A 22,252-nucleotide genomic window follows, 5' to 3' on the forward strand; every position below is an offset into this window, starting at 1 on the left:
GCAGAAGCGCCCTCGCCTAACGTCTCGGATGAGAGAGAAGGTCACGCCCAGCTTCTGTTGTGGCTGCCGCCACGGCTGCTCGTGCACTGCTGCAGAAAAGCCGGTTTCAGCCCCAGCGCGAAATTCAACCGTCGGACCGTTTGCCGACCCGCCATGTGTTGTTTGGGGGCGCAGTGAAAGCGAACAACACGCGGCAGGTCGGCAGAGTAGCTAGGGTTAATCCCTAACGACCATCATTAAAATATCACAAATAGGCCAAAAGTAAAGTTACAATTCTTTATATCTACGATTTGCTTTTAGTAATAATATCCATTATTTCACCATTCATCCTCGATATGAGGACGAACTGGCCGTCTCCGCACTGGACATCACCTGGGTGAGGAATTCCGTGACTGAGGAATCGTCGGGGTTTAAACTTCCGCCAAACATTCCGATTTTATGATGGATGCAATGGCCGAATCGTACCGGCTGCTATTCGAAACGTGCTGCCCAAACCGGTCGGTCTCTTCACGGCCAGTCTTGGGTATCCAGAACGGAAAAGCTGACGGGCCGCACCTGGGGAGTCAAAATCGGCGACTGAGTGACTGGGAAGGGTCGTCGCACGACAGCAGAAAAATCATCCCACCTTGGTCGCTCGAAACTCAAGTGCAGCCTTAAGAGTTGCGATTAGCTGTGAGCAGCACCCTGTTCCTGAGTTGGTCATGCCGCTCATAACTTTGCCGCTGGAGAGGCCGTGGGAAAATGCCAGTCGCCGTCCACGATCACCTGCTGCGGACGGTACAATCGCACCAGATAATTCCAGCCGGGCATGATCCGCAGGTAGTTGGGTGCCTGGGGATCGCCCCCGAAATGGACCGTTATCGTGCCATCCTCGTTCGGGCAGGCGGTAACGTTGTTCACTGAGATCGCGTTTTCGGGCGCCTCATAATAGCCCTTCTGATTATAGACGGTGATCGACCAGAAGGCGTCCACCGGCACAGCCCCGACCGTCAGCACATAGGGCGTGTTGCCGTCATTATCGGCGGGCTGGAACGGGAAATAGAAAGCGTCATGCTCGTTATTGCCGCCCCAGCCGCCCGCCGTTCCGAACAGCCGTCGCACCGGGTCCACCTGGTCCGGCCGTCCGAAGGCCCGCTTTGCATCCGGCATGTATACAGCCCCGGCCAGAAGCGCCGCGCGCACATTGGCGAGATTCTGCGGATCCCAGGCGGGCACTTCAAATGAACCCACCGACGCCTGCTCCACTTGGATCTGATCCTGCAGGGCGGCGCCGGCCGCCAGATCGTCGGGGCTGAGCGAGTCCATGAAGGTCCGTATGAAGACATAGGCAAAGCGGCTGCCGACGCTGTCAGCCGTGAAGCTGTAGGTGCCGGCGCCATAGCTGACATGCTGGATATAATGGTCTTCGCTGATCACCAATAGCGACTGGAAGCGGTCCTTTGGGTCCGGCATCGTGATCGTCAGTGGCGAGGTCAAGTCGAACACGCCTTCGCTGTAGGGCGTGTCGAGGTTAAGGCGGATGATGATCTGCTGGTCCACCGGCGTAGGGCCACGCGCATGCAAGAGTTTGGCGAAGCAGCCCTTGTCAACCGCTTGCTTCATATAATGATGTGTTTCGATCCGGATGAAATTGTCGAGATTGACCGGTACCAGCGGCGCGGCGGCCATCGTCGTGTTCGCAGTCATGCCTTTCCCCCTTATTCTGCCAGCGTTGGAATCGGTGCGCTCCAGCTGCCGTCGAGGACCGGCTGTTGCGGCTGATAGAGGCGCAGCATGTAATTCCAGCCGGGCATGATCCGGAGGTAATTGGGCGCCTTGGGATCGCCGCCGAAATGCAGCGTCACCGTGCCGTCCGCATTCGGTCTCGCGGTGACGCTGTTGAAGGAAACAGCGTCCACCGGGGCCTCGAAAAATCCGTCCTTGTTGTAGACGATCAGGCTCCAGAAGCCGTCCACCGGAACGTCCGCGAGCGTCATCACATAGCTGGTCGTGCCGTCGTTCGCCGGTACGCTGCCCGAGATATACATTGCGTCCTCGGCCGCGTTCCCGCCCCAGCCGGCCGAGGTGTAGATCAGGTGATGCACCGGATCGACAACCTTCTCGTCACCGAAGCGCCCCTTCGGATCCGGTTCGAACGCGGCCAGCTCGTTCAGCAGGTCATGCAGTCTGGCGCGCTGGGTCTGGTCGAAATCCACCAGTTCGAGCCTCCCCGCGTCGGCCTGGCTCAAAACGATTCCATCTTGGGCGGCGTGCGCGGCCTGTGCATCCAGCGGATCGGCCGGGTTCAGGAAGGTGCGGCAGGCCACTACCGCATAGCGCGTGCCCACCATATCGTGGGTGAGCTGGTAGGTACCCGGCTTGTAGGCGACCAGCTTGATATAATGGTCCTGGTTGATCACCATCAGCGACTGAAAGCGTGTGCCGGTATCGCTCTTCACGATGGTCGCGGGCGAAGTCAGGTCCAGCACCGCATAGCTGTAGAGCGTGTCGCGGTTCAGGCGGATGACGGCCTGATTGTCCGCGGCTGGCGCGTCGCGATCATGTTTGAATTGGCCGTACGCGCCCTGCGCAGACAATTGTTTGAGGTAAAGCTCCGTTTCGGCGCGCCTGAAATTGTCCACCGTCACCGGAACGGTTGCCGTAGATCCTGTCATACCTGCTCCATCGCGAATTCGTCGACAGCCCGGGCAATACAGTCGCCTGCCCTCTTGGTTCCCGCCAATCGGGGCGAACCCGCAGACGCTTGGGGGGAAAGACTTAGCTGGTCTCGGATGCGAAGGATCCGTCCCGGTAGGAATTGAACGGTCGATAGTAGGAGTACCAAGTAGGGATTCTGCCCCCGCGAATCTGCCAGCCAACGGACGGCTGGAGTGTCTTTGTTTCGAAGGCGATCAGTCCCTTGCCGTCATTGGAGGGTGCGAGGTTTGAATAGCTGAAGGTCCGGACCTGGGGATCGAAATTTTGTCCATGAACGACAAAGATGGGTCGGTGGCAGTCAGACAAAGAAACGGGATGCTTGGATATCTCGCCCTTTACGCTTTCTCCAGCCATCCTCGATAATGGATCAGTCGTCCTATTACCGGCAGCGCGATGGGGACGTCGAAATGGAAACGCCCGTCTTCGCTCCATTCCTTCGCGATTGAACGCGGAGCCATGAATTTCGGCAAAGGCAGCGGGCCGATCCACCACCGCTGCATCACCATACTTAAACCTTGAGCGTCACTGGGAAGGTCAAAGGCAAAGCACAGGGGACCGAACCGCTCGACAAGCTGGGAACCGCGCTGACTGAGATGGCTGCGGAAACGCCGTCCGCTGAAATCGCGTGTCCAGGTTTCGCACCCGCCGCTCTCCCGGAAATGGACGTGCAGGCGATGGAGGCCGGGTTTCGGGAAGCCCACGAGCCGGGCGACGAATGCGGCGATGGGGTTCGCGGCGCCCGTTACTTGCGCTTCTCCGGCCGCGGCCGCATCGCGATGCACATCGTGGATTGTGCGGAGTTCCAGCGGCAGTTGCGCGAAGCGGTCGCCCATCACGCGCTCATACAAGGAGGGCGATGCCGTCAGTTCCTGCGTGCAGCAGTGGATGGTCAATTGCCTGAACGCATCGGCATAGTCGTCGAGCGTCAGCGCCTCGCCGGCATCGCGCGCGCCCGCCGCCGCCTTGCCCGAAAGGATGCGCGCGACGATCGGCGCGACCGACAAGGTCGGTATTTCCGGCCCGTCCCCCCGTTCCGCAATCAGTGTCCATCGCCGCTCCACTCGTTGTCCGGCCGTATCGCCGAACAGGCGCACGATCATGGCAGACCGATCGCTGCCGAGCGAACGGGTTAGTGTCTGGAGCGGGTTGAGGAGCCATGCAAACGGCGCGAGAGATGCGACGAGGCGCGTGCGCACTAGCCAGCTTGCGAACCACAGCGCCCAATTTTGAAACCCCAGTTCCGTGCCCGCGCGAAAAGCGACGGCGGGACGGCCTGCCAGCCTGAGGGGCAGGAGGGAAAGGTCAGGCACGTCGACGAGCGCAACACTGCGCCGCGCGATCGCTTCGCCCCCCGCGCATTCGAACCGCGCGGTATGCATCTCCTGCCATCCGAAGGCTTGCGTCCAGCGCTGCCCCCGCCACAGGTGCATGGGCTGCCCGATTTGGCCCAGTATCGCCGCAGACACGGCCGGGCCCGCCGCCGCCTTGTTCGACGCACTGATCGCCATTTCGACCGAACGGACCCTGTCCATGCCCCCGGCGAGATGCCGTACGGCCGCGCCCGACAAGGCTGGCACACTTGATGCGCCGGAAAGGACGACGATCCCGGCGTCTTTCGCCGCAGCGTCGAGTACCGCGATACCGCACACGAAATCGCGGCTGTCGGCGATGTCGATATAATGCACTCCGGCGGCGATGCAGGCCTTCGGAATGGTATGGTCCATCGCCTGGAACGGACCCGATGCATCCACCACCATGCCAGGCTGGTGCTCGCCCAAAGCCTGAGCGATCCGGCTGCGGTCCAGTGCCAGCGGTATCAGGCCCGGCGTTTCCCCACAGAAGGCCCGCGCCTTGTCGAAGGACCGGCCCGCGACCAGCACCTCATGCCCCGCAGCAGCAAGCCGCCGGGCGATGCGCCCGCCGAAGCCGCCATAGCCGCCGAGGAGCAGAATGCGGGTCACAGGATGCGGCCGGCCTGCTCGGGCGTCGGTATCCAGCAGGCCGACCTCTGCCCGAACAATCGGTAGCGATGCCGTGCGATCCAGCGATAGACCGGATCGCGCAGCCAGCGCGGCACCATCCGCAACATTGCCAGCACGTTCCACGGACGATCGAGGCCTGCCCATATGGCCAGCACCGCATCGCTGTTCCGCAAGGCCGTGTCGCCCTCCACCACGATCAATGTTTCTGGATTGGCTGGGTCGATGCCGAACCGTCGATAGAGCGCGGCTCCGACCTCCCCCTGCATCGAGGCAAGTCGGAACCGCCCGATCTTGTCATGCCGCAGCACGAAGGCGGCATTGGCGGAGCACAGCACGCACATCGCGTCGAACACGATGATCGGGTGATCGCCATTGTCCGAAGTGGCAGTCATGCCGCTTCCTCAACGGGCCGGGCCATCTGAAGATCGTCTTCCAGAATCAGCGGGCGGAGCGGATTGCCTACCAGTCCACTCACCATCGATGCCTGTATGGCAGTGGCCGGCCACAGCTTCGACAGGGGGCCGACGAGACGGTCACGGATCAACGGCAGCAACCGGCTGTCGGATTGATAGACCGGGGTGAACAGCGCAGTCAGCCATTGATACGTCAGGACATGGCGACGGCGCAGCCGGATGCCGTGCCGAACGCCTTCGTCGACCGTGTCCGCATGCTCCAGACCACGCGCCAGCGCCCAGGCATCGAGCAGCGCCATGTTGGCGCCTTGCCCCAGTTGCGGACTGGCGGAATGCCATGCATCACCGATATGGACCAGCGCCGGTTCCGCCGGCGAGTTCAGGGTGCGATGCGCATAGCGCGCGAAAGTCAGTTGATCCGGATCGTTGATCTGATCGAGTAGCGCAGCGCAATCGGGCCAGAGCGCGGCGACCTGCGCCTTCCAGGCGGCAAGTCCAACGTCGCGCCAGTCGTCCAGCCGATCCGCCCGGAGCGACCAGAAGAAAGCGGCCTTCGGCACAGTCGCGCCCGGTGGTGTTCCGATGGGCAAAACGCCCGCCATGATGCTCGCACGGTCGTAACGCTGGGCAAGGGCGTGGGGATCAAATCCGGCACCCTGAGGCCAGTCCAGGCTGGCCCACAGTGCTCCGTAGGCCAGTTCCCGGCCTGTCGGTTGAGCAAGCGGCGTTCGTGTGCCCAGGGCATCGACGACGAGATCGTAGGGGCCGCTCGTCTGGCCATCGGCAAAGCGCAACGTGCGTTTGTTTCCCAGCAGCGTACTCGCGGCCAAGGTACGTCCCGAGTGGAGGGGAATGCCCGATTGCAGCACGGCCTCGTGCAGGACCGCGAACAGGCTGGCGCGGTGTATGCCAATGCCGAAGGTGTCTGGACGGCGCAGCGCAGCGTAGTGCACATCGAGCACGACCCGCTTGCCCGCCATGCCGAACAGGCGGTCAACGCGCGCGCCGCGCGCCAGCACCGCGTCCAGCAGGCCGAGCCGGTCAAGGACCGCCATCCCCGTAGGTTGGATCATCAGTCCGGACCCGATAGGCCGAGGTGTCTCGAACCGTTCGAACAGGGAAACGTGATGCCCGGCACGGTGAAGCAACAGGGCCGCAGCCAGTCCGCACGGCCCACAGCCGGCAATCGCAATGTTCAGCCCCCGCATTCCTGTCGCCTAGCGCATGATGCGGGTTGGTCCAATAGGGCGTGTGACGACCGGTGCGCACATTCCGGCCGGTCTTGAGCATCCAAAATGAAGAAGCCGGCAGGCGCAGTTGGAAACGGAAAACCACGGGCTGAACGACCGACAGGGGTCGACATCGGTAGGTGGCAGTTGGGACTATGTCGCCGTTCCAACTCCCAAAGTAAATGGCAGTTTCGGACGGAATCCCGCCGTTTTTGCTATTCAGCGATTACTGCCCGAGCGTATCGCATCGGCGGCATTCCAACGTGGCGAGTGAAGGCAGTGCTGAACGTGCTGGCTGAGCCATAGCCGACCTGTGCGGCGATACGCTCTATCGCCAGTTCGCGCGTGCGGAGGAGGCGTTTTGCAAGTGCCATGCGCCAGGCCAGCAGATATTCCATCGGCTGCATCCCGACGATCCGATTAAAGCGTGCGAAGAAGGCCGAGCGCGACATACCAGCCTCGGCCGCAAGATCGGCTGCGGTCCAGCTATGTGCGGGTCGCGCGTGTACGGCGCGCAAGGCGGAGACCAGGCGGTCGTCGGCCAGCCCGCGCGAGACGCTGGGTATCGACGTTACATCGGCCCCGCATCGCAGCGCCTCAATGAGCAGCACTTCGAGCAGGCGCTCCAACACCAGCTCGCGTCCCGGTCGGGACATCCGGGTCTCGTCCGCAACCAGTTGCAGCAAAAGCGCGAGCCGCGGCTCGCCGCGGGCAACGATCATCGCCGGCAACAAGGATACGAGCAAAGCAGCATCGGGCGAGGCGAAGCTGCAAATGCCCACCTGCATCCTGAGATTGACAGGATCGCCAAGCTGTCCGACCCGAAACCGCCCTTCGCCGATCTCCGTCGGCACCATTGCGACTGCGTGCGACGGCGCATCGATGCTTTCGACGATGTGATCATTGGTCGAAGGTGACAGCACGAAATCGCCCTCGCGGACGATGATTGGCGGCCGACCCGGCGACACCAATCGGCATTCGCCCTCCAGGACGGCGAGAAAGATTGGCTTGCCCTCGACATCACGGCGAATGCGCCAGCACCCGGCATATTCGACGAGCTTGGAGTAACTCGCCGAGGGTTGGAGAAGCGTCACGATTTCGGCAAGCGGATCGACATTCATTACAGGACTATCACCAATGGATTCGAGACAGTTGACCATAGATGGTCTGACGATCCATGGCCATATGTGGGACGACCGCAAACCAAAAGGAACGTTGTCATGCCTACCATCCTCATCACCGGCTGTTCCTCTGGCTTTGGCCTCGAAACTGCGAAACTGTTCCTCCAAAACGGCTGGAACGTCATCGCGACGATGCGCCAGCCCAAGGCCGATATCCTGCCCCAATCCGACAATCTTTCCGTTCTGTCCCTCGACGTTACTGATCCGGGCAGCATCACGAGCGTACTCGCGCAAGCCGGCACGGTCGATGTGCTGGTCAACAATGCCGGGTTCGGCGCCGCCGTCCCGATTGAATTGATCGAGCCCGACACCGCGCGGCAGTTGTTCGAAACCAACACGCTGGGAACGCTGGCCATGTTGCAGGCAATCCTGCCCCAGTTCCGGGAACGCCGAAGCGGCACGATCATCAATGTGACCTCCTCGGCAACGCTTAAGCCGCTGCCCCTGGTCAGTGTTTACCGCGCAAGCAAGGCGGCCGTGAACGCGCTTACCGAGAGCCTCGCGGTCGAAATGGAGCCTTTCGGCGTGCGCGTGCATATCGTCTTGCCGGGGCGCTCGCCCGAGACAAGCTTCGGCAGCAATGCCATGCCGCATCTGCGGGGTCTGGATAATGCCGACTACAAGCCGATGATCGAAGGCATGATCGCCGGCTTCCGCGAAGAGAGTGGTCCGGTAACCCATGCAGCCGATGTGGCCGCGGCGGTCTGGCAGGCCGCCACCGATCCGAACGCACCGCTGAAGATTCCTGCCGGTGAGGACGCCGTGCAGTGGATGGCAGAAGCCGAATAACCATAGTTTACGATCAGTGGGCGACTGCTGTCATCGGTACAGTCGTCCGCGTAGTCGCCATCGATCTGAGGGAATTGGACGACAGTCGCCGAAGAGCCGACCGTCCGCTCCTGAAAACACAGATTTGGCCGCTGAGTGTCTCGGAAGGGTCGCCGGCTGATCTGGCCAGTCAGCAGCATGAAAGATGTCGCGCGAGCCCATCCAGTCCTGCAATCGGGATGGCAGCAGCCCGATCGCTTCTATCTGCCAGATGAAAAAATATAACATTCGGATTGGTCTTTATAGCGGCACTCGTGAGTGACGCGAATGCGCGGTACTATCTCAAGCCCGAAAGCGACAGGCCCGCAGTTACAGAAATGTAATTATGCTTGGAACTTGACCGTAAACTTATCGAGCACATAGCTAGCGCCGCCTATCAAGGCTTTAGGGGGCAGTTTTTAATGAAATCGGTTTCGCTCGCAGTGATTATCGCTGCATCGCTCGTTCCTACCGCCGTTTGTGCGCAAGCGGTAAATCCTACGAGCGCTCAAACCGCAAACGTGGTGCTGCCTGTCTCCAACCCACAAAACGCGGTTCTCCGTACGGGTACAGCGGTTCCGCTCAAGTTGGTTGAGGAATTGACGACGAAGGGCAAAAAGCTTCGGGTTGGACAGCGTTTTCGACTGGAAACTTCTGGCGATGTGCTGGTCGACGGCCGAGTTGTGATCCCTGGGGGGAGTCCTGCTGTTGGTCAAGTTACTGACGTGAGCAACAAGGGCATGTGGGGAAAGTCAGGCCACCTGTCAGCCGAATTGCTATATGTCATGGTCAATGGCAGGCAGATTCGACTGTCAGGCGCCTTTGATGACAAGGGCGTCGCAGGTGGTGTAGGTGCTGTCGCGACTTCGGCGATCGTTTTTCTGCCTGCAGGTTTCTTCATGACCGGTACGAGCGCCAAACTTCCAGTCGGCGCTGCGGTCAGCGGCTTTGTTGACGAAGACGTGCCGCTTGCTTTTGCCAGCGCAGCGCCAGCACCATTGGCTGTGGGTGAACCGAAGTCAGTTGCACCTACCACACCTCCCGTCGCTGCGGCGCCTTCTGTCGTTCCGGCGACGAAGTGATTTACAGAATAGACTACATTGCCGTTCAATGTGGGCGATTCTAGCATCTGTCCGGCGTCAGCGCTCAAGGCATCGATCAGGGGTGAGATTTAAAAAGGGTTTGGGCCTCGTCGTGGTGACGAAGGAACGCAGATGAAGCCTACCCTCCTTGCGAAAATCGCCGACCAAGGCCGCTACCGAAACCCTGGGTGAATGACATTCGCCGACAGGCGCGGCGGCACTTCTCGGTCGAGGACAAGATCCGATCGTGCTGGACGGATTGCACCGCGAGGACCGCATCGCCGAACTATGTCGCCCCGAAGGCATTGCCCAGAGCCTGTATTACATTTGGTCCAAGGAGTTCATGTTAGCCGGCAAGCGCTGCTTTGCCGGTGACACCGCCTGTTTGGATCGGTTCCGATGGATAACCGGACCGTCCGCACCTAGGGAACAGCAATTGAACGCTGAATGACCGGCTTGGGTCGACATCGGTAGGCGGAAGCTGGGAAGCAGCCGTCGCTCCAGCCCCGCCACTTGAAAGACTGCTTTCGGTCAACAACTTAGCATTCGCTGATGAAATCAATTTGTATCGCGTCACCCTCAAGTAAGATCTTGCCAGTGAACACGGCGCAGTCCAGCGCTTCCATTGGCGAACTCTCCAGATCCTGCGATTCCAGCAGGACAAGGAAGGAAGCGCTTGAGCTTGCCGTGACTATGCCTGGCCCCCGGCGGGCCATCTTTACGGTACACTCGCCGCGCCGGGTCATGGCATTGAGATCGAGCACCGGACCGCCCGCAGGTTCTCCATATATTTGTGCGCCGCCATCGAAGGGAAAGGGTGCGCTCTGCGGATCAAGCCGGATATCCACTCCGTCGCCTTCAAGGTGCAAGGTGCCTTCCAGCACCGCAAGTGTCCTATCGATACCGAGGAACGTCGAGAAGGCGCCACCATGCTCCACTCTTGCCATGCTGAGCCGCCAAAGGAAGTCGTCCATGCCGGCGCCGGGTGGAAAGACTGCGATTTCTCGGGTCGTTCCGCCACCGTTCTTCCATGGCATTTCGGGGCAGTCCCGAGTTCGTATGATCTGAACGATGCTCATAGCCTGCTGCTAGCGGAAAAAGACGACGTCACCTACCGCAAGTTCCGTGGCTTGGTTCCGATGTCATCGGCTGGTTGTCCGAAAATGCGCACCCCATTGCCGTCTTTCTATTCCGTGTACGCTGAACCCAAAAAAAACAGTTGCTCAGGATCTCCCACGTTGATGGTAGATTGGAGTCTAAATTCCTGTCCCGTTGCTCTGCATCGGCACATAAATTTCAACTTAACTGACGTCTTCGCCACGGTCGGAATGGCCTGAAACTGGCAGTCGGTTTAGATTCCTGTCCCGTTGCTCTGCATCGGCACATAAATTTCAACTTAACTGACGTCTTCGCCACGGTCGGAATGGCCTGAAACTGGCAGTCGGTTTAGACTACAGAAAATCGCAATTCTGGGGATCTTCTGAGGGGCCGGAAGGGCTGCATAATGCGATACACATCACGCGCTTCTTTGCACGGGATGGGAAAGCCTCTAGGGTAAGTCGCGAAAGGTGCGGCCCCCCTATGTTCGGTTTTCTTCGTAAGCAGTTCGTCGATGTCATCGAATGGTTGGAACACCCGGGCGAACTCGCCTGGCGCGTGCCTTTCGAGGATCGCGAAATTCAGAATGGCGCGCAACTGACGGTTCGCGAGGGCCAGGCCGCTGTCTTCGTCAACGAAGGTTGCGTGGCGGACTTCTTCGAATCCGGCCTGCACACGCTCAACACCGCCAATCTGCCGGTGCTGACCAACCTGATGAACTGGGACAAGGGCTTCAAGTCGCCCTTCAAGTCCGACGTCGTGTTCCTCTCGCGCAAGGAGCAGCACGGGCTGAAGTGGGGTACTGCTCAGCCGGTGACGGTGCGCGATGCTGAGTTCGGCGCGCTGCGCATCCGCGCTTTCGGATCATACTCGTTCCGCGTGGCGGATCTGGAGCCCTTCGTTTCGCGTGTGTTGGGCACGCTAGCAGGCGTTTCGGTCGCCGCACTGGAGCCGCAACTGCGCGCCGCGATCCAGACCGCGCTGGCGACGGCGCTGGGCGGCAGCGGCATTGCCTTCCTTGACCTTGCGGCGAACCAGCAGGCGCTGTCGGACCGGATCAAGGTGGAAGTGGACAAGGCCTTCGCGCAGTGGGGCCTCGAATGCCTGAGCTTCTACGTGGAAAGCGTGTCGCTGCCGGAGGTAGTGCAGGCCCATCTCGATAAGGGGTCGTCGATGCGCGTGCTGGGTGATCTGGCGCAATACACCCGGTTTCAGGCGGCCGAGGCGATCGAGCAGGCAGCGGGCGCGGACGGCGGCGTTGCCGGAATCGGCGCGGGCGTGGCGGCGGCAACGGCGCTGGGCAGTGCGATGTCGGCCGGACTGGGCACGGCGGCTGCAGCCTCGGTAGCGGCTTCCGAGGAAGATCCCATCGCCACCATCGAAAAGCTGCACAAGCTGGTCACGCTCGGCGCGCTGAGCCAGCAGGAGTTCGACGCCAAGAAGGCCGAACTGCTCTCGCGCATCCGCTGACGCGAAAGTATCGGGGGGAACACCGGCGTGATCAATTGCCCGTCCTGCGGCGCGGCCCTGCCTGTGCGGGGGCTCTCCGCGCCTTACACGACATGCAGCCACTGCCAGTCTCTGATCCTGCGACTGGAACAGTCGGTCGAGGAGATCGGCAAGGTTGCCGTGGTGCCCGACGATGTTTCCCCGGTGCAGATCGGCACGCACTTCCGGATCGGCGGTAGCGAATTCGTTGCCGCCGGCCGGGTACGCTGGGGCTGGAGCGGCGGTTCGTGGAACGAATGGTTGCTGGCCTCGGCTGATGGGCAGACGCGCTGGCTGGGGGAGGCGATGGGCATGTACATGCTCACCGCCGAGCGGCCCGATGTGATGGCAGCGCCGCTGGCGCACCGGTTTGCGAACGGGGGAGAACTGGTCCTGGGCCAGATTCTGACGTTGGACGGTGCGGATTATGCCGTGTCTGATGTGAAGCAGGCGGAATGCCTTGGCGGAGAAGGCGATCTGCCGTTTCCGCCGCGTGCCGGCTGGACGATGACCAATGTCGATTTCCGCACGCCGGGCGGAGAGGCATTGTCTCTCCAACGTGACGGGCAGGGCGCGACGGCGTGGCTGGGCAGCTGGCATGAACTCGCCGATCTGGCGCCCCGCGTGTTGAGCGAGATCGAGGGTTGGACGATCCCGGAGCAGATGCGGTGAACCCGCCGAAAAGCGCCGTGCGCGCGGTCTCCTGCCCCAATTGCGGCGGCACGCTGGAAGTGCGGGCGGCGGGCTGGTCGATCAACCTTGCTTGCCAGTATTGCGGCTCGATTCTCGACGTTTCGCGGCCCGAAGTGCAGATCATCGAACGGCGCAACCGCGCTGCCGCCGGTTTCACACTGCAGTTGGGCAGCCGGGGGCAGCTGTTCGACACCGAGTGGGAAGTGATCGGCGCGCTGGAACGCAGCGATGCGTGGTCCAACTGGCGCGAATACCTCCTGATCAACCCCTATGTCGGCTATCGCTGGCTCGTCGAGTATGACGGCGACTGGCAGTTCGGCACGATGCTGTTGGATCGGCCACAGGAAAGCGAAGGCTCCGTCCAGTGGCGCGGCCAGCGCTTCCGGCAGGAGGACGAGGCCAGCGAGGCCACCGTCGACAAGGTGATCGGCGAATTCTACTGGCGCATCGCCAGCGGCGATCGGGCGCTCTGCGCCTCCTACACATGCCGAGATTTCACGCTTTCGCGCGAGGAAGCCGACGGGGAGATCAACTGGACCCAGCTCGTCGCGCTGCCGGGCGGTCAGGTGGAAAGCGCTTTCGGTCTTTCCATGCCCGAACCGGCACGCCAAACGAAGCGGGGCAACTCCAGCGGTCGCGGCTATGCACTATTCCAGGCGGAACGGCGATCCGATACCTCCGACATTCCCGCGATGCTCGGGGCTTCGATGCTGACGATCCTGGCCGCCGCGCTGTTGATGTGGGTCTTCGCAGGCAGATCGGCGGCGGGCACCAGCGATATCGAAGCGCCCTTCGGTCGGACGGCAGAAGGCATCAGGGTGGGCCGCATCACTGTCAGCCGTCCCTGGCAATTCGTGAGCATCCGCGCGCGCGCCAGCACGATCGAAAACGAGTGGGTCGATCTCGATTACAGTCTGGTCGACCGGGCGACGGGGCAGTCCATCGATGCCTACGGCCTTGTCGAACATTATACCGGCAGCGACAGCGACGGCCCGTGGAGCGAAGGCAGCACCAGGACCACGACCCAGTTCGGGCACATTCCCAGGGGCTCTTACGACGTCTTCGTAGACGCCGGCGCGCACCGCTGGCCCACCGACGTCCCGCCGGACAGCACGCCCTCGCCATGGGCATCGACGTCCGCCAGCGATTCTTCCACTAATTCCAGCGCCGGTTCCTATGGCGGGTGGGGAGCGGACAAGCCCAATCCGGTGCCCGTGGAGATCGTCGTCCAGACCAACACGATGCCGCAGGGCAACTTCTGGACGCTTTGCATTCTGGTGATGGTGATGCCGGCATTTGCCATTTATCGCGGCTGGAAAAACCGATGAGCCCGCGCCTGATCTTCCACGTGCTGTGCTGCCTGATGCTTCTGGGGGGCATCGCGTTGACGAGTTTCTACGCCTGGTCCCCCTATTCCGACGAGCAGCGAGAAGCTCGCACTGGCAGCGGCTTCGGCGCACGCGGCGGCGGCCCCACGCACAAGTGATTTTCGGCAAGTCCTTTTCCGGCAATATCGATTTTTGGGAGCCCACACATGCTCACGCTTTCCGTCTTCCTCGCGACTTTGCTTTATGCTCTGCTGGGCATTGTCATCTTCATCGTCAGCTTCGTGCTGGTGGACAAACTGACCCCCGGCGAACTTTGGCGCGAGATCATCGAGCGCAAAAACACGGCCGTCGCCCTGCTGGCGGGCGCGGTGGCCATCGGCATCTCGAACATCATCGCCGCGGCCGTTCATGGCTGAAAGCGATCTCGCCGCGGGCGGTGAGGGCATGGGGGATGATGACAAGGCCCCCGCCTCGCTCGCGATCATCCTGCTGGTTTCGGTGCTGGTCGTTGCGACCTGCGGTCTGATCTACGAACTGCTTGCGGGCACGCTGGCAAGCTACCTGCTGGGCGACAGCGTCACCCAGTTCTCCACCGTGATCGGTTCCTACCTCTTCGCGATGGGCGTGGGCAGCTGGCTTTCGCGCCATGTACGGGGCGACGAGATCGGCGTCTTCGTGCGGGTGGAAGTGATGATCGCCGCGCTGGGCGGCTGGTCGGCAGCGGGCCTGTTCATGCTGTTCCCGCTGGTGGGCGATTTCCGCGTGGTACTCTACGCGCTGGTACTGGCCATCGGCGTGTTGGTGGGCCTGGAAATTCCGCTGCTGATCCGCATCCTGCGCCACCGCTTCGCTTTCCGCGAACTGGTGTCCAACGTGCTGACCTACGACTATGTCGGCGCGCTGATCGCATCGCTGCTGTTCCCGCTGGTGCTGGTGCCGTGGCTGGGCATGATCCGGACCGGCTTCGTGTTCGGCCTTGCCAACGTGGCGGTCGCGCTGACGCTGCTGTTTGCCCTGCGCCGCCAACGGCGGATCGGCGCGGACATGGCGGCGGCGCTGGTGGTTGCAGCCAGCCTGCTGGTCGGCCTTGCCATGGCGGACCGGATGCAGCGCTGGTCCGAAGTGGCCTTCTATGGGGAGCCGGTGATCCACGCCCGCTCCACGCCGTACCAGCGCATCGTCATCACCCGGCGGGGCGAGGACTTGCGACTCTATCTCAACGGCAATCTCCAGTTCTCCACGCGGGACGAGTATCGCTATCACGAGGCGCTGGTCTGGCCGGTGCTGGGCCGCGTTGCCGATCCGGCGCAAGTGCTGATCCTGGGCGGCGGAGACGGCCTTGCCGCGCGCGAAGTGCTGCGCGATCCGCGCGTGCGGCATGTCACGCTGGTCGATCTCGATCCGGAAATGACGCATCTGTTCCGCGATACGCCGCAACTGGCCGCGCTGAACAACCACTCGCTCTCCTCGCCGCGCATCACCGTGCACAATGCCGACGCCTTTCGCTGGGTGCGCGAGGCGCAGGGGCAGTACGACGCGGTGATCGTTGATTTTCCCGATCCCACCGAGTTCTCGCTGGGCAAGCTTTACACCGAAACCTTCTATCGCGAAGTGTCCCGCCTGCTCGCGCCCGAAGGGGTGATGACAGTGCAGAGCACATCCCCGCTGATCGCTCCGCGCTCCTACTGGACGGTGGCGAGCACGCTGGAAGCGGCCGGGCTCTCCTCGCGCGGATACCATGCCTACGTGCCCAGCTTCGGCGAATGGGGTTTCACGTTGGCCGCGCATCGCCCGCTGACCGACGCGGTGAGCCTGCCGCATGGCTTGCGCTTCCTGACCGCATCTAGCGAACGCGCGATGTTTGACTTTCCGCCCGACATGGCCCGCCGCCCCACACCGGTGAACCGGTTGGACAACCAGGCCCTCGTGCGCAGCTTCGCCGAGGAATGGGGCAAATATGAAGGCTGAGCCTACGAGGCGGCAGCTATTGGCCGGTGGTACGCTTGCAGCAGGTGCGGCGATGCTGGGCGGCTGCGGCGAAGCCGCGATTGCCGGCGAACTGGGCGGCGCCGACTGGCAGCGCGGCCACTTGTTGCGCGATCGCCGTTTTCCCGCGCCGCAAGGACCGGTCGAGGAGATCGACGTCCTGATCGCCGGCGGCGGCGCGGCGGGCCTTGCCGCAGGCTGGCGGCTGGGAGAGGCGGGGTTCGATCGTTTCGCCCTGTTCGAAATGGAAGACCTGACCGGCGGCAATGCGCGGTCCGGCCGCAATGCCGTGAGTGCCTATCCGCTCGGCGCACATTACCTTCCGGTACCCAATCGCGAGGCAACGGCGCTGCGCCATATGCTGCGCCAGTTCGGTATGATGACGGGCGAGCAGGAAGGCGTGCCTGTTTACGATCCCTACCAGCTCTGCACCGACCTGGAGGAGCGCCTGCTGTGGCGCGGGCGCTGGCAGGAAGGGCTCTACCCCACTTCCGGCGTAACCGCTGCCGACCGCGATCAGCGCGCAGCGTTCGACCGGCGGATGGACGCATATCGCAAGGCGGTGGGCGCAGACGGCCGCCCGGCCTTTGCCATTCCGATGGCCTATTCCAGCATCGATCCGATCTTCCGCGCGCTCGATGGTGTGAGCTTCGCAAAGTGGCTGGATGGCGAAGGCTTCACCTCTCCGGTGCTGCGCGCCTATCTGCGCTACTGTTGCCGGGACGATTACGGCAGCGAGCCGGAGCATGTCTCCGCATGGGCGGGCATCCACTATTTCGCCGGTCGTCGGGGCTGGGCGACCCAGGGCGACGGCGACCGCGAACTGACATGGCCGGAAGGAAATGGCCGCCTCGTCAGCCTGATGGCGCAGCGTATCCGCCCGCACTTGCGACCGGCGCACAGCGTGTTTCACGTTGAACGTGATGGAGACGGCGCGTTGGTGGACCTGTTCGATCACACCGCGCGCAGAAGCAGGCGACTGCGTGCGAAGGCGGTGATCATGGCCATGCCGCATTTCGTCGCCGCGCGCGTTGCCCCGCAATTCGCGGCCGAGGGAGCCATGTCCTATGCCCCGTGGGTAGTCGCCAATGTCACCGTGGGGCGCCATCCCGAAGGCAAGGGCGTGTCGTTGGCGTGGGACAATGTCTCGACTGCCAGCGAAGCGCTGGGCTACGTGGTCGCCACGCATCAAAGCGAGGCAAACGACGGCGGGCCGACCGTACTCACATGGTATCTGCCGTTGTCGAAAGAGAGCCCGGCAGAAGCGCGCAAGATCATGATGACGCGCCCGCTGCGCGAATGGCAGACCATGGTGCGCGATGACCTGTTGGCGATGAACCCCGATCTGGACGGCGTTATAGAGCGCATCGACGTCTGGCGCTGGGGCCATGCGATGATCCGGCCAACGCCAGGCTTCCTCTCCGATCCTGCACGTTTAGGCGCCGTCGCCGCGCATCCACCAGTGCTATTCGCCCATTCCGACATGAGCGGCCTTTCGCTATTCGAAGAAGCCCATCATCGCGGCGTCTGCGCCGCTGAAGCTGCGCTCTCCGAGCTCGACCATCCTTTCGAAAGTCTTGCCTGAAATGGCGCATACCCCCGATAACAGCCTCCACGTAATCGCCGATATCGAAGGGTGCAACGGATTGAGCGATCTGCCGCTGATCGAGGCGACGTTACGTGAAGCTGCCGCCGCCGCGCGCGCGACGTTGATAGACATCCGATTGCACCACTTCGGCCCCGGCATGGGCGTTACCGGTGTTGCGTTGCTGGCGGAATCTCACATCTCCATCCATACTTGGCCTGAAAACGGAATTGCGGCGGTCGATCTGTTCGTGTGCGGCGCGGATGTTGATGCTGAAGCCGGTCTTGCCGTAATTTGCTTCCGGTTGTCCGGGCAAGTTCGATTGAAACGTGCAATCGCTCGACTGAGCTCTTGCTGAATCCTACTGTCCTCAAATATCGCAGATAGACGGCAACTTGGGGGACTATTTTCGGCAAGAACTCCCTGCACTTTGCCGCATTAACAAAAAGCGGGCTTCATGGAGGGGGCTTCGGCCCACGAACGGCGGCTGTCGTCGTGTCGATGCCAAAGCCCGACGGTCTCTTTACGGCCAGTCTTGGGTATTCAGAACGGAAAAGCTGACGGGCCGCACCTGGGGAGTGAAAATCGGCGGCTGAGTGGCTGGGAAGGGTCGTTTTTGTAGGGAATGACCGCTGGGTCCTGGGGCATACCTGCCGTTCAGAGTCGAGTCATCGAATGCCGGGCTCTATAGAACCGGACATGCGACTTTTTCCCTTTTCGGGACGGCGGAGAAACAAAGCGGGGACCCTCAGCCGTGCCGCATCTGTCTCAATATGACCTCGCGCGGCGGTTGATCGATTCCAAAGGCAGCGGCGATCTTGCCCCAGGCCGGCAGCATAGCGTCGATCCATGTGTCCTCATCCGTTCCCTCGATGGCGAACGTGGCCGCGCCCACTCCGCTGATCTCATTGTGGTCCGTGATCGCGATCAGATCGAGTTGCTCGGTGATGGCGGTGCGCACGATAGCAGCAGGTGTCGCCGTACTGTCCTGGACATCATGCGATCCGCCAAAACTGTGGAGGCGCAAATCGCCCCGGAATAATTTGGCGCCACTATCAAGATGACGAGCTTCGGCGATATCCATATGCCCTGTTTCTCTCTTTGCGTGCCTCTCCCGGTGTAACCGGGTTCAGCACCATCACCTCTTTATTTCGACACCGACGGGTCGAGCGCAGCCAGAAAATCCTTCATCACGTCGGCCACACGCCGCTGACGGAGAATGCGCTGGTCACGCAGCTCTGGCTCAGTCTCCACGTCGGCGTCGTCATCCTCGAAGCGCCCCACGGCGGTGGGCCCGTCACGAAGATAGCTCTCGTCAGGATTAGGGTCGCTGAAACGGACCGCAAGACGCCCGAGGGCCTCTCGGATTACAGCGCCGTGCTCTCCCTCCATAGCGGCGCTGAACGCGCCGTAGAGAGCGTCCTGGCCGCCTTCGTAATGCTCCAGGCAATAGACGAGGTCATGCGCGTCCTTGGGTTCGGCCCGCTGGTCGAATGCGAACGCCTTGAGGCAGGTGAAGCTGACGATGTCCGCAAAGCGGACCACCTCCGTCGCGCGGCCACCGCCATTGAGCAACTCGGCGGTGATCTCGACCTGATCATGGAGGTCGAACACCATCGAGGCGTGTGGGATGTTGATCGCGGTCACGTTGCCTTCGGTCGGCAGCTCGGTCACGCGTCCACCGCTGAGTCCGGGCGCGTCCGCCAGAAATTCGATGATCATCGTCGCGCCGCCGCTTACCTGCGCTTTCCAGCGCCAGGACTGCTTCTTACCGGCGTCGTTCTCCGCACGGTCGAAGCCCATCGCGCGAAGATTTTTCTCGAGCGTCTGATAGGCCTTCGTGTCGGTGAGCATGGCGATGTCGACGACGATGTCGACATCGCCTGTTCCTGCATGCTGCGGAACGGACGGCGGACGGGCGGTGATGATGTAGCGCGGTGCGAGCCCGCCGATGAGGAAGACCGACTCCTTCCACGGGCCGAGCCCGCGCAGCAGCGTGACGAGAACCCGCTCGCAGCCTTCGGTGACAACGGCGCCATAGCCACCGATAGTACGGGGCTTGGCCATTACTGTTCGAGCCTTTCTGTACGGAGATGGGCGGCCATGTCCTTGGCTCGACCAGAGCCCTGCAGCAGGTCGAGATAGACCTGCAGCGGCCGGGCGAGGGCGATCCCCTCGATCCGGTCGCCGACGGTGACGTCGCCGCGCGCTCTGGTCTCAATCACGGCGAGGTTCCAGCCTTCCGAGACCGGGCGGGCGTGGAGGCGTTCGAGCGCGAGATCGCGCTGGGGTCCGGGGATGATCCGGCAGCGGAGTTGAGAGACGTTCGAGAGATAGGGCGCATAAGCCTGTGCGGCCGCCTCCGACGTCACCGCATAAGCAGCATTCGCCTCACCGCATGCCCGATCGAGCTTTTGGGCGAGCTCTTCGGCATTGGTGCTCGAGACATAGTAGCGCTCGAACTTCGGCGGCTTTTGATCGGCGAGGAAATCGGCCCAGGCGTCGAGGACAAGCTTCGGTGCGCGCAGCCGGCGCAATTTCGAAGGCCCGGCGCCTTCGACCTCCACCCATTCACGCCGCTCCATTTCGCTGAGCGTTTCGGATGCGGTGGCGGATGAGACTTCGGCATCCTCGGCGATCTGTTTGACGCTCACCCAGTCCGGGCGTCTCGCGAAGATTTCCTGGACCACCCGAGCGCGCTGGCCCTGGAAAATCGCCCCGAATGCCTTGCTGTCCTTGGGCGGGACGGGGCGATCAATATAGACGAAGGTGTTCGGTGCCGGGATGTAGAGCGTTCCGCCCTGGTCGTAGAACCCGATCTTCTCCTCCCGCAGTATCTCGCGTGCGCCGGGTGAGATGGCGCGCGCGATGAAGAAGGGCACCACCTCGCGTTCGAGGTCATTCTGATGAGCGAGGTGGCTGCGGAGCTGCCAAACCGCCTGGCGCACGTCGCGCGGAAAGGCCTCGCGCTTGGCTTCGACTAGAAGCTTGAGCGACCGACCCGCGATCATCGCCTCGATAATGGCATCGACTCGGCCGCCGCGCGGCGTCAGCGCGACCTCCCGACCTTCGATCCAGGCTTGTCCTTCGGGCAATCCGCCGATCGCGTCGACGAGCCCGTCCAGCAGCTCCTGTTCTTCATTTTTGAATTTTAGCATATTTTCTGTCCAGTGAATAACGGCCCTCTAGCGTATATTCGCCAATAAGTCCATATTCACTGTACAGCGATTATCAGCCACTTTCTGGAAGACCGAATGTTGGCAGAGGGCCGAGCAGACCACGCGTGAAAGAGAGCTGCATCAGTACGCCATGCCGCAGGATGACATCGACACGGCGGGGGCAAGCGTCAAGGAGACAAGGCCCCGCGCCCGCAGTCTTCTCGTCACGCCGGACGAACGAGCTTACATGGGCATGGTCGCCGAGATCCTCGACCGTTCGCCGCGCCGGACATTGCGATTCGTGAACAGCTACAGGCTCGTAAAGGCAAGCCTCGGACGGGACGATGTAGCGGATCTTGAGGCCAGCGGCTATCGCGCGTTAATGACGTTGCTTGCCATCGGCACCTGCGGTGGAGGCGAAGGCGCCCGGTTCCTGGCATCGTTGTGCAACGATGCGCTACCCCCCTTGCAGAAGCTACGTTCATCGGCGTCCATAGATGTAAGGGGGCTTGTACCAAGCGCGGGTCCTTTACGGCCCAAGCAACGGTGAAAAGCTTCTCAAATATGCGGCGCACGCGGCCCGATTCAGTTTCGAAGATCGCACGCCTGCGCCCGTTTTCGCCGAGGCAGCGAGGTCGCCGCGCCGGGCCAACTCCACAGGGGCAGGAGCGCCTCAGCAACGGGCGGCACCTACTAGCCCAATCTTGGGCGTTCAGAATGAAGAGCGGAAGGGCTGCACCTAGGGCAGAAAATTTGGCCACGGAACGACCGGATTGGGTCGGCTGCGGCATCGGCAGCCGAGCGCCATTTTCGCAATTCATTACGCTGCGTGCCCATCCCAAAACCGCTCCAGCCGCATCTTTGAATCATTGACGGACGACCGCATTCCAATTTATATCCATCCGGTCAGATATAAATTGGAATGCCCGTGGGCCGCAAGAAATCCATCGATAATGATCGCATCCTCGATGCTGCAGAAGCGGTCGTCGCCAGCGCTGGCGCCGCGCGCCTAACGCTGGAAGGTGTCGCAAAGGAAGCCGGGATCAGCAAGGGCAGCGTCGTCTACGACTATGGGTCGAAACAGGCGCTGCTGGAGGCCATGGTCCAACGCGCAGTTGCCCGTGACAATGCCTTCAACGAGGCAGCGGCGAAAGCTTGCGACGCTGCCGAAAATCGCACGCTTCATGGGCGTATCACGGCGGCGGCCGAGCCCTTTCCCGATGCTTTTCGAGCAGTCGCTCTCAACATCTGCGCGGCGCTGGCGCAGGATCGGGGGCTGCGCTCTGCCATCCAGGAAAATCAGAATGCGGTGATCGCGCGCATTCGCGAAGAGGCGGAAGGTGCGCGCGGTCCGATGCTGGCCTATCTCGCACTTGAAGGCCTCAAGCTGCTAGAATCTCTCGACTATCATCAATGGCCCGAAGCGGAGCGCACTGCCCTGCTGGCGGACATTCGCTGGCTGGCGACCGCACGCCCGGCCTGACGACATTCCGCCGAACTCCCCCAACCGAAGGCACTTTCAAAT

General features: G+C 62.0%; 21 protein-coding genes and 1 pseudogene. 12 read left to right on the forward strand and 10 right to left on the reverse strand.

Annotated features, from left to right (window positions below; translation table 11 throughout):
* Positions 1 to 708: 708 nt before the first annotated feature.
* The 6 genes from AC1VVK_RS25060 to AC1VVK_RS25085 all read right to left on the reverse strand — a co-directional run bounded on the left by AC1VVK_RS25060 (position 709) and on the right by AC1VVK_RS25085 (position 7,442).
* Positions 709 to 1,686, reverse strand: coding sequence for a DUF1214 domain-containing protein (locus AC1VVK_RS25060; protein WP_482905862.1), 978 nt, complete (start codon positions 1,684 to 1,686; stop codon positions 709 to 711).
* 11 nt (positions 1,687 to 1,697) lie between these two features.
* Positions 1,698 to 2,627: a DUF1214 domain-containing protein gene (locus AC1VVK_RS25065; protein WP_482905863.1), complete on the reverse strand. Its 930-nt coding sequence runs from the start codon at positions 2,625 to 2,627 to the stop codon at positions 1,698 to 1,700.
* Between the two features lie 405 nt (positions 2,628 to 3,032).
* Positions 3,033 to 4,658 carry a saccharopine dehydrogenase family protein gene (locus tag AC1VVK_RS25070; protein ID WP_482905864.1) on the reverse strand — a complete coding sequence of 542 codons (1,626 nt, stop codon included), beginning with the start codon at positions 4,656 to 4,658 and terminating at the stop codon, positions 3,033 to 3,035.
* Positions 4,655 to 5,071 carry a thiol-disulfide oxidoreductase DCC family protein gene (locus tag AC1VVK_RS25075; RefSeq protein WP_482905865.1) on the reverse strand — a complete coding sequence of 139 codons (417 nt, stop codon included), beginning with the start codon at positions 5,069 to 5,071 and terminating at the stop codon, positions 4,655 to 4,657. Before AC1VVK_RS25075 ends, AC1VVK_RS25070 begins: the two co-directional genes overlap by 4 nt.
* Complete coding sequence (locus AC1VVK_RS25080; RefSeq protein ID WP_482905866.1) at positions 5,068 to 6,300, reverse strand: FAD-dependent oxidoreductase; 1,233 nt, start codon at positions 6,298 to 6,300, stop codon at positions 5,068 to 5,070. The genes AC1VVK_RS25075 and AC1VVK_RS25080 overlap by 4 nt, the downstream gene beginning before the upstream one ends.
* Before the next feature lie 236 nt (positions 6,301 to 6,536).
* Positions 6,537 to 7,442, reverse strand: coding sequence for an AraC family transcriptional regulator (locus AC1VVK_RS25085; protein WP_482905867.1), 906 nt, complete (start codon positions 7,440 to 7,442; stop codon positions 6,537 to 6,539).
* On the opposite strand from AC1VVK_RS25085, the gene AC1VVK_RS25090 reads away from it, so the two are divergent.
* The 3 genes and pseudogenes from AC1VVK_RS25090 to AC1VVK_RS25100 form a co-directional block, all read left to right on the forward strand.
* On the forward strand, positions 7,401 to 8,291 hold the full coding sequence (locus AC1VVK_RS25090; RefSeq protein WP_482905868.1) for an SDR family oxidoreductase: 891 nt from the start codon (positions 7,401 to 7,403) through the stop codon (positions 8,289 to 8,291). The two genes, AC1VVK_RS25085 and AC1VVK_RS25090, sit on opposite strands and share 42 nt — an antisense overlap.
* 368 nt (positions 8,292 to 8,659) lie before the next feature.
* Positions 8,660 to 9,391: a hypothetical protein gene (locus tag AC1VVK_RS25095; protein WP_482905869.1), complete on the forward strand. Its 732-nt coding sequence runs from the start codon at positions 8,660 to 8,662 to the stop codon at positions 9,389 to 9,391.
* 188 nt (positions 9,392 to 9,579) lie between these two features.
* A pseudogene (locus AC1VVK_RS25100) lies at positions 9,580 to 9,773 on the forward strand (transposase); the annotation flags it as partial.
* Positions 9,774 to 9,930: 157 nt separating this feature from the next.
* On the opposite strand, the gene AC1VVK_RS25105 reads toward AC1VVK_RS25100, so the two are convergent.
* Positions 9,931 to 10,470 carry a HutD/Ves family protein gene (locus AC1VVK_RS25105; RefSeq protein WP_482905870.1) on the reverse strand — a complete coding sequence of 180 codons (540 nt, stop codon included), beginning with the start codon at positions 10,468 to 10,470 and terminating at the stop codon, positions 9,931 to 9,933.
* A 502-nt stretch (positions 10,471 to 10,972) separates the two neighbouring features.
* Between AC1VVK_RS25105 and AC1VVK_RS25110 the strand changes: the two genes are divergently transcribed.
* From AC1VVK_RS25110 to speD, 8 genes are read left to right on the forward strand one after another with little or no spacing between them, the layout of a single operon-like run.
* Entirely contained in the window at positions 10,973 to 11,959 is a 987-nt protein-coding gene (locus tag AC1VVK_RS25110; protein ID WP_482905871.1) for an SPFH domain-containing protein, read from the forward strand.
* A gap of 27 nt (positions 11,960 to 11,986) precedes the next feature.
* Complete coding sequence (locus tag AC1VVK_RS25115; protein ID WP_482905872.1) at positions 11,987 to 12,649, forward strand: DUF4178 domain-containing protein; 663 nt, start codon at positions 11,987 to 11,989, stop codon at positions 12,647 to 12,649.
* On the forward strand, positions 12,646 to 13,998 hold the full coding sequence (locus AC1VVK_RS25120; protein ID WP_482905873.1) for a DUF4178 domain-containing protein: 1,353 nt from the start codon (positions 12,646 to 12,648) through the stop codon (positions 13,996 to 13,998). The genes AC1VVK_RS25115 and AC1VVK_RS25120 overlap by 4 nt, the downstream gene beginning before the upstream one ends.
* Positions 13,995 to 14,156 (forward strand): hypothetical protein, encoded by a 162-nt coding sequence (locus AC1VVK_RS25125; RefSeq protein WP_165912368.1) that lies wholly within the window; start codon positions 13,995 to 13,997, stop codon positions 14,154 to 14,156. Before AC1VVK_RS25120 ends, AC1VVK_RS25125 begins: the two co-directional genes overlap by 4 nt.
* 48 nt (positions 14,157 to 14,204) lie before the next feature.
* Positions 14,205 to 14,414, forward strand: coding sequence for a DUF350 domain-containing protein (locus AC1VVK_RS25130; protein WP_132392472.1), 210 nt, complete (start codon positions 14,205 to 14,207; stop codon positions 14,412 to 14,414).
* Positions 14,407 to 15,966: a polyamine aminopropyltransferase gene (locus tag AC1VVK_RS25135; protein WP_482905874.1), complete on the forward strand. Its 1,560-nt coding sequence runs from the start codon at positions 14,407 to 14,409 to the stop codon at positions 15,964 to 15,966. Before AC1VVK_RS25130 ends, AC1VVK_RS25135 begins: the two co-directional genes overlap by 8 nt.
* On the forward strand, positions 15,956 to 17,569 hold the full coding sequence (locus AC1VVK_RS25140) for an FAD-dependent oxidoreductase (RefSeq protein WP_482905875.1): 1,614 nt from the start codon (positions 15,956 to 15,958) through the stop codon (positions 17,567 to 17,569). Before AC1VVK_RS25135 ends, AC1VVK_RS25140 begins: the two co-directional genes overlap by 11 nt.
* Before the next feature lies 1 nt (position 17,570).
* Positions 17,571 to 17,927 (forward strand): adenosylmethionine decarboxylase, encoded by a 357-nt coding sequence (gene speD / locus AC1VVK_RS25145; RefSeq protein WP_482905876.1) that lies wholly within the window; start codon positions 17,571 to 17,573, stop codon positions 17,925 to 17,927.
* Positions 17,928 to 18,317: 390 nt separating this feature from the next.
* On the opposite strand, the gene AC1VVK_RS25150 is transcribed toward speD, so the two are convergent.
* The 3 genes from AC1VVK_RS25150 to AC1VVK_RS25160 all read right to left on the reverse strand — a co-directional run bounded on the left by AC1VVK_RS25150 (position 18,318) and on the right by AC1VVK_RS25160 (position 20,727).
* Complete coding sequence (locus AC1VVK_RS25150) at positions 18,318 to 18,653, reverse strand: hypothetical protein (protein ID WP_482905877.1); 336 nt, start codon at positions 18,651 to 18,653, stop codon at positions 18,318 to 18,320.
* Between the two features lie 62 nt (positions 18,654 to 18,715).
* On the reverse strand, positions 18,716 to 19,636 hold the full coding sequence (locus AC1VVK_RS25155; protein WP_482905878.1) for an antitoxin: 921 nt from the start codon (positions 19,634 to 19,636) through the stop codon (positions 18,716 to 18,718).
* Positions 19,636 to 20,727 carry a hypothetical protein gene (locus AC1VVK_RS25160; RefSeq protein ID WP_482905879.1) on the reverse strand — a complete coding sequence of 364 codons (1,092 nt, stop codon included), beginning with the start codon at positions 20,725 to 20,727 and terminating at the stop codon, positions 19,636 to 19,638. The genes AC1VVK_RS25155 and AC1VVK_RS25160 overlap by 1 nt, the downstream gene beginning before the upstream one ends.
* A gap of 928 nt (positions 20,728 to 21,655) precedes the next feature.
* On the opposite strand from AC1VVK_RS25160, the gene AC1VVK_RS25165 reads away from it, so the two are divergent.
* Positions 21,656 to 22,210 carry a TetR/AcrR family transcriptional regulator gene (locus tag AC1VVK_RS25165; RefSeq protein ID WP_482905880.1) on the forward strand — a complete coding sequence of 185 codons (555 nt, stop codon included), beginning with the start codon at positions 21,656 to 21,658 and terminating at the stop codon, positions 22,208 to 22,210.
* Positions 22,211 to 22,252 lie beyond the last annotated feature (42 nt).

The organism is Novosphingobium sp. BL-S-32 (assembly GCF_056857055.1).